This window comes from Kitasatospora sp. MAA4 (genome assembly GCF_029893355.1).
In the GTDB taxonomy this organism is placed as follows: domain Bacteria; phylum Actinomycetota; class Actinomycetes; order Streptomycetales; family Streptomycetaceae; genus Kitasatospora.
Genome location: NZ_JARZAI010000030.1, coordinates 89,495 through 96,053 on the forward strand (window position 1 = coordinate 89,495; position 6,559 = coordinate 96,053).

8 protein-coding genes and 1 pseudogene are annotated in these 6,559 nt (G+C 72.5%); 2 read left to right on the plus strand and 7 right to left on the minus strand.

Features of this window, described 5'->3' with window-relative positions; genetic code table 11:
* Window positions 1-62: 62 nt before the first annotated feature.
* From P3T37_RS30880 to P3T37_RS30895, 4 genes are all read right to left on the minus strand, one after another.
* The gene (locus P3T37_RS30880; protein ID WP_280727203.1) at window positions 63-296 is read right to left on the minus strand and encodes a hypothetical protein; all 234 of its coding nucleotides are present in this window, start codon (window positions 294-296) and stop codon (window positions 63-65) included.
* Entirely contained in the window at window positions 293-730 is a 438-nt protein-coding gene (locus tag P3T37_RS30885) for a hypothetical protein (RefSeq protein WP_280727204.1), read from the minus strand. Before P3T37_RS30885 ends, P3T37_RS30880 begins: the two co-directional genes overlap by 4 nt.
* A gap of 127 nt (window positions 731-857) precedes the next feature.
* Window positions 858-2,303, minus strand: coding sequence for a HAMP domain-containing sensor histidine kinase (locus P3T37_RS30890; RefSeq protein ID WP_280727205.1), 1,446 nt, complete (start codon window positions 2,301-2,303; stop codon window positions 858-860).
* The gene (locus P3T37_RS30895) at window positions 2,300-3,004 is read right to left on the minus strand and encodes a response regulator transcription factor (RefSeq protein WP_280727206.1); all 705 of its coding nucleotides are present in this window, start codon (window positions 3,002-3,004) and stop codon (window positions 2,300-2,302) included. The genes P3T37_RS30890 and P3T37_RS30895 overlap by 4 nt, the downstream gene beginning before the upstream one ends.
* A gap of 154 nt (window positions 3,005-3,158) precedes the next feature.
* On the opposite strand from P3T37_RS30895, the gene P3T37_RS30900 reads away from it, so the two are divergent.
* On the plus strand, window positions 3,159-3,425 hold the full coding sequence (locus P3T37_RS30900; protein WP_280727207.1) for a GlsB/YeaQ/YmgE family stress response membrane protein: 267 nt from the start codon (window positions 3,159-3,161) through the stop codon (window positions 3,423-3,425).
* Between the two features lie 22 nt (window positions 3,426-3,447).
* Here P3T37_RS30900 and P3T37_RS30905 read toward each other — a convergent pair.
* Window positions 3,448-3,576, minus strand: a pseudogene (locus tag P3T37_RS30905) (ADP-ribosylglycohydrolase family protein); the annotation flags it as partial.
* Between the two features lie 138 nt (window positions 3,577-3,714).
* Here P3T37_RS30905 and P3T37_RS30910 point away from each other — a divergent pair.
* Entirely contained in the window at window positions 3,715-4,935 is a 1,221-nt protein-coding gene (locus P3T37_RS30910; RefSeq protein ID WP_280727208.1) for a transposase, read from the plus strand.
* 12 nt (window positions 4,936-4,947) lie between these two features.
* Here P3T37_RS30910 and P3T37_RS30915 read toward each other — a convergent pair whose 3' ends face one another.
* Complete coding sequence (locus tag P3T37_RS30915) at window positions 4,948-5,757, minus strand: ADP-ribosylglycohydrolase family protein (protein WP_280727209.1); 810 nt, start codon at window positions 5,755-5,757, stop codon at window positions 4,948-4,950.
* Between the two features lie 155 nt (window positions 5,758-5,912).
* Window positions 5,913-6,559 (minus strand): putative Ig domain-containing protein (locus tag P3T37_RS30920; RefSeq protein ID WP_280727210.1); only part of this gene is annotated, 647 nt, incomplete at its 5' end.

Below are 6,559 nucleotides of genomic sequence, written 5' to 3' on the forward strand. Positions count from 1 at the left end.
CATCGCCGTACGAAGATCAGCCGATCGGCGAAGCCGTCCGGCTCGCGGGCCGCCGGGCGGGGTCAGTTGTTCTGTGCGGCGTCCGAATCGGCTGCCGCGGCGGCGCTTTCGGCGGCGTCCACCTTCTGCTGCATGTCGTTCAGCTGCTGGCCGTCGGTGCCGGCGGCGCCGGTGGCGGTGGCCGCCGGGGTCTGCGGGGTGGTGGAGCCCGCACCCGCGCCCGAGCCCGCGCCGCAGGCGGTCAGGCTCAGCGCGGCGAGTGCGGCCGCTGCCGCGACGGCGAGGGCGCGCCTCACTGGGAGGCCGGAGCGGAGGTGCCGAGGCCCTGCGCGGAGCACCAGCTCGCCACCGACTTGAGGTCGCTCTGGCGGGTCTGCAGGGTGGGCAGCAGGCTCTTGCGGAAGGTCAGCCGGTCGTTGAGGTAGGTGTACACCGCGGTCTGCCCGGCGGACTTGGCGTTGTCCACCCGCTGCTCCAGCCGGGCGATCGAACCGGCCGTGGTGGCCGGGCCGTTGAGCCGGGTCAGGGAGTTCTCGATGCGCTCCTGGAGCTTCGGCATCCGCTTGCAGATGCTCTTCGCGCCGTCGCCCTTGGGCACCGGGAGGGTCTTGGTGGTCGGCGAGGCCGCGGGGGTGGCGTCCTGCGCCTGGGCGGGGGCTGCGGTCGCGAGCAGCGCGCCGCCGAGGGTGAGGGCGCCGAGCGTGGCGGCCGCCTTGCGGTACGAGGTCATGACGGGTGTCCTCCGGTCTGTCGTGAAGTGTCCGACCGGCCACCGAGGCGGCCTGTCGGGAGTGACAGTAGGGAGGCTCTTTGTGGATTCCTTGTGGGAGCAGGATCGGGACCGGGATCAGCGGCCTTCAGCGGACGCCGGCGGCGGCGCCGATCCAGTCCCGCCGGGCCGGCAGCGCCACCGTCGGCGCGTCGGCCAGCAGCAGCGGCAGCCGGACCTCGATCCGGCAGCCTGTCCCGCCGGGCGGGGTCGACACGGTCACCGTGCCCCGGTGCAGGGCCACTTGCTGGGCCACCAGGGTCAGCCCGAGCCCCGAGCCGGGACTGTCCCGCCGCCGGTGGAAACGGTCGAAGACGGCCGCGCGCTGCTCGGGTGGGATGCCCGGACCGGCGTCGTCCACGGTCAGCACCGCCTGCCCGTCCTCGCGGCCCAGCCGCACGGTGATCCGGCACGGTTCCCCGGGCGTGCGGCCGTGCGCCACGGCGTTGGCCAGCAGGTTGTCGCAGACGATCCGCAGCCCGGCGTCCCAGCCGAACACCCGCGCGCCGCCCGCCACTTCGGGGACGTACCAGAGCTGGACCTCCGGCCGCCGCCGACGCATCTCGCCGACCGCGGCCTCGGCCGGCTCGGCCAGGTCCAGCGGCCCGAAGGCCTCCACCTCCACCAGGTCGCCGCGCGCCAACGTGCGCAGGGCGGTGAGCAGTTCGAGCAGCCGGCGGTGGTCGCCGCGCAAGTCGGCCAGGATGTCGGCCCGTTCGGCGGGGGAGAGGTCGGGGTGGGCGTTGAGCACGTCGAGATTGGTCTGCATGCTCATCAGCGGGGTGCGCAGCTCGTGCGAGGCGGCGGCGGAGAAGGAGCGCGCGGTCTCCAGGGCCTGCGCGGTCCGTCCGGCCTGCTCGTCGTAGCGCGCCAGCACGCTCTCCAGCACGGCGGCGAGTTCGTCGACGTCGCCCACGCCGGTGCGTTCACGGCCGAAGCCGGCCGCGCCGGCCCGCGGGTCGAGCTCGGCCGCGCGGCGGCCGAGCCGGCGCAGCGGAGCGGTGGCCCGTCCGGCCACGGCCAGTGCGAGCAGGCCCGAGAGCGGCGCCGCGAGCAGCGCGATCAGCAGCACCCGCCCGCGCACCGCGGCGACCTGCGGATCGGTGACGGAGGTGGGCTCGAACACCCAGAGCGTGCCGGGGTTGGCGCCGGCGATCCGGACGGCCAGCACCCGCCAGCTGCGGACCGTGGTCGGACCGCCGCCCGGCGCCGGGAGTGCGACCGAGTCGGCCGGCTGCGGGCCGCCCTGGGTGACCAGCGTGCCGTTCGCGTCGGCCACCCGGACGCCGACGTCCAGGGCGGCGTCCAGCACCTTGCGGTGCTGGTTCTCGGCGACCCTGGTCCGGCCCTGCTGGTCGGCGTTGAGCAGTGTCCGGGCGTCCGGCATGACGGCGGCCGCCCGGTCCCGCAGGCGGCCGTTCTGCTGGTTGCGCAGGTCGTGGGTGATCAGGCCGAGCAGAGCGGCTCCGGCGCCGAGCACCAGCAGCGGTACGACGAGCGCGGTCGACAGCGCGATCCGGGTGGCGAGTCTCATCCGTGGCTCCCCTCGACACGCAGCACGAAGCCGACCCCGCGCACGGTGTGGATCAGCCGGGGCCGCCCGCCCTCCTCCAGCTTGCGCCGCAGGTAGCTGACGAAGGTGTCCACCGCGTCCGTGCGGACGTCGAAGTCGTATCCCCAGACGCGGTCGAGCAGTTGGTCGCGGGTGAGCACCAGCCCCGCGTTGCGGGCGAGTTGCTCCAGCAGCTCGAACTCGCGGCGGGTCAGCTGCACCGGCAGGCCGTCCCGGTACACCTCGCGGGTGGCCGGGTTGATCTCCAGCGGCCCGACGCGCAGCAGCCCGGTCGCGGCGGGCGGACGCCGGCGCAGCAGCGCGTGCAGCCGCAGCACCAGTTCCTCCAGGGCGAACGGCTTGACGAGGTAGTCGTCGGCGCCGGCCTGCAGGCCGGCCACCCGGTCGGCCAGCTCGTCCAGCGCCGAGAGCATCAGCACGGGCGTGTCGACGCCCTGCGCGCGCAGCTGTCGGCAGACCTCGGTCCCGGTGAGGTCCGGCATCGAGACGTCGAGCACCAGGACGTCGGGCGGCTCGGTCGCGACGAGCTCCAGCGCGGCCCGACCGCCGTCCGCCGAACGGACGGCGAATCCGCTCAGCCGCAGCCCGCGCTCCAGCGACCGCCGGATCGCGGCGTCGTCGTCCACCACCAGGACCCGCCCGGTGCTCTCGCCGCCGCCCATCTCCGCTCCTTCCAGGGGACCCCGGCCAGGCGCCGGGTGGCCACACGGTCGCACGCGCGGATGAGAGCCCTTCTCATCTCGGCGGAACCGGGACGGCGCCCGGTGACGTCTACCAACTGCTCGCACGACGACGCACCGAAAGGCAGGAAACACCATGGGCATCGTCAGTTGGATCATTCTTGGCCTGATCGCCGGGGGCATCGCCAAGCTGCTGCTGCCCGGGCGCGACCCCGGCGGCCTCATCGTCACGACCCTGATCGGCATCGCGGGCTCGTTCGTCGGCGGCTGGCTCTCCTCGCGCTTCCTGCACCGGCCGGTGGCCACCCACTTCTTCGACCTCGCGAGCTGGGTTTCGGCGATCGGCGGCGCGCTGGTGCTGCTGATCATCTACCGCCTGTTCTTCGGCAACTCCCGCCGCTGAGACGACCGGGGGAGCAGCGGGATCAGTACGCCCGCACCGCGGCGACCCAGTCGGGCAGCGGCTCGCGGGACGCCAGCCAGTCGGCGGGCACCCCGGCCGACCCGGTCCGGGCGGCGACCACGCCGCCCGCGATGGCGCAGGTGGTGTCCATCTTCTTCTCCCAGGGAATCCCGGCGTTCACGTCGGGAGGGAATGGGTCCTTGGCAGGGAGGGGCGAAGCCCCGTAGCTCACTGCGTTGTCAGTGGCGTGTACTAGCTTGATCACATCGACCTGGAGGAGGTGGGCCCGTTGGACACGCAGATCCGTGCGTACAAGTTCCTGCTGCGGCCCACCACTCGCCAGGTCCAGGCCCTCGGCGAGATGCTCCGCGATCACTGCTCGCTCTACAACGGGGCCTTGCAGGAGCGCCGCGACGCCTACCGGCATGTCTCCAGGACGAGCATCAAGTACGGGATGCAGTCCGCGCAGCTCAAGGAGATCCGAGCGTTCGACCCCGAGCGTCAGGGCCGCTGGTCGTTCTCCTCGCAGCAGACGACGCTTCGCCGTCTCGACAAGGCGATGCAGGCGTTCTTCCGCCGGGTCAAGGCCGGCCAGACGCCCGGCTACCCCCGGTTCCGGGGACAAAACTGGTTCGACACCGTGGAGTTCCCGAAGGACGGCGACGGTGTCCGGTGGGATTCCCTGCCCGGCCACGCTACCCGCGTGCGCTTCCAAGGTGTCGGGCACGTCAAGGTCAACCAGCACCGGCCGGTGGTCGGCAGGGTCAAGACCGTGTCCGTGAAGCGCGAGGGCAGGCGCTGGTTCGTCGTGCTGACCGCCGAGCAGGCGAAGGCCGAGCCTCTCGCGCCGACCGGCTCCGTCGTCGGCATCGACCTGGGCATCGCCAACTTCCTCGCCGACTCCAACGGGGAGTTCGTCGCCAACCCCAGGTTCGGCCGGGAGAATACCGAGGCCCTCGCTGAAGCACAGCGGCAGCTCTCCGCCTTCCCCCGTGTCCGCCGGGACAAGCGCACCAAGAAGCACCGACGGGCGGTGGAGAAGGTCGCTGCCCTGCACGGCACAGTGCGCCGCCAACGCCTCGACCACGCACACAAGACGGCCCTCACGCTGGTCCGTCAGCACGATCTGATCGCGCACGAGAAGCTGACGATCGGCAACATGGTGCGTGCTCCGAAGCCGAAGCCGGACCCCGAGCAGCCTGGTGTGTTTCTGCCCAACGGTGCGGCGGCCAAGAGCGGGTTGAACAGGTCGATATCGGATGCGGGTTGGGGGGTGTTCCTCCAGATTCTCGCCAGCAAGGCTGAAAGCGCCGGCCGGACGATTATCGCAGTGGACCCCCGCAACACCTCCCGGACCTGCCCCGAATGTGGGCATGTCTGCGGGGAGAACCGCACCACTCAGGCGAAATTCCACTGCGTAGGGTGTGGTCACTTGGCGCACGCGGACACGGTGGGCGCCATCAACGTTCTACGGGCCGGGCTGGTCCGCTGCGACGCCAACTCGGCGTAACAGGAAGACCCGTCATTTCTGGCGGGGAGGAGTCACGTCCCCCCAGCCGCCGAGCGTCGTCCAGATCGCCTCGGGCAGGTCGTCCAGCGCGCCGGCCGCCGACCAGAGCGCGAACGGCACGGTGTCCTGGGCCGAGAGCTGCCGACCGGAGCCCAGCGTCACGGCGGCGTGCCGCACCGAGGTCCCCTCCGGCAGCCGGGCTGCGATCCGCAGCCCCGACCGGACGTCGCTGACGGGCAGCAGCCCGGCCACCTCCTCCAGCAGCTCGCGCCGCCCCGGCGCGGCCGTCCCCCGACTGCGCGCGGCGAGCGCCGCGGCCAGTGCCACGGCCTGTGCGCCGGCCACGGCCTCGGGGTGGGAGTGGGTGGTCCGCGCCGACCGCCGGGCCTGATCGGCGGCGGCCGCCAGATCGTCGGCGAACCAGGCGCCCAGCGGTGCGACCCGCATCGCCGCGCCGTTGCCGTGCGAACCCTGGCCGCCGAACATCCCCGAGGTGACGGTCAGCCAGTGCGCGCCGTCCTGGATCGCCCGCAGCACCTGGTGCATCGACGGACCGTACTTGCGGCCGTAGTTCTGGGTGTACTCGGCGGCGAAGGCCTGCGCGAGCCCGTCCGGTCGGACCTCGCCGTGGGTGACCAGGTGGTGCAGCAGCACCAGGGCCATCGCGGAGTCGTCGGTCCAGTGCCAGGGGCCCTTGCGGGGGAGCCGCGCGGCCAGTTCGGCGGCTGCCTGGTCGGTGGGCACCGAGAACCAGCGGTCGCCGAAGGCGTCGCCGAGCGTGAGTCCTTGCAGGCTGTCGAGCGCCGGGGCGGGGGCGAGCACGTTGTCCTCCGAGTGAGCATGACTGGGGGCCCGAGTCTGCCCGCCCAGCCGCCCGCCCGGCCACTGATTTCCGGACAGCCCACTCGGACAGCCCTCTCGGACAGCCCGAGGGGCCGTGGCGGGTGGCCACGGCCCCAGGGGTCAGCGGTTGAGCGTCAGGAGGTGGTGATGGCGGTGTCGTCGATCACGAAGCTGGTCTGCAGCGAGGAGTCCTCGGTGCCGGTGAACTTCAGGGTGACGGTCTGGCCGGCGAACGAGGAGAGGTCGTAGGTCTTCTGCACGTAGCCGGTGTTGTGGTTGACGTTGGAGAAGGACGCGACCGTGCTGGAGTTGGCCTGCACCTTGAGGGTGTCGTAGGCGGTGGTGCCGGTCTCGGCGGTGTCGATGTGGAGCCAGAAGGAGAGCGTGGCGTGGCAGCCGGCCGGGATGCTGACGGTCTGGCTCAGCGTGTCGGTGTGGGCGCTGCCGTAGCCGTCCAGCCAGGCCTTCCAGCTGCCGGAGTGGGCGGGCTCGCTGCTGCTGTTGTCGATGACGCCGGCGGTGGCGGTCCAGGGGGCGGCGCTGCCGGTCTCGAAGCCGGCGTTGCCGAGGAGCTGGGAGCCGCAGCCGCTGCCGCCGCCGCTGACGGTCCAGGTGAAGCTGGCGGAGCCGTTGGCGCCGGTGGTGTCGGTGGCCTTGACGCTCACGTTGTAGGTGCCGGCGGTGGAGGCGGTGCCGGTGATCAGGCCCGAGGAGCTGATCGACAGGCCGGTCGGCAGGCCGGTGGCGGAGTAGGTCAGGGTCTGGCCGGAGGCCGAGTCAC

What these genes read in the sequence shown, in the direction of transcription:
- P3T37_RS30900 (WP_280727207.1), top strand. Translation starts at nt 3,159, where the DNA reads ATGGGCATCGTCAGTTGGATCATTCTTGGCCTGATCGCCGGGGGCATC.
- P3T37_RS30895 (WP_280727206.1), bottom strand. Translation starts at nt 3,004, where the DNA reads ATGGGCGGCGGCGAGAGCACCGGGCGGGTCCTGGTGGTGGACGACGAC.
- P3T37_RS30890 (WP_280727205.1), bottom strand. Translation starts at nt 2,303, where the DNA reads ATGAGACTCGCCACCCGGATCGCGCTGTCGACCGCGCTCGTCGTACCG.
- P3T37_RS30885 (WP_280727204.1), bottom strand. Translation starts at nt 730, where the DNA reads ATGACCTCGTACCGCAAGGCGGCCGCCACGCTCGGCGCCCTCACCCTC.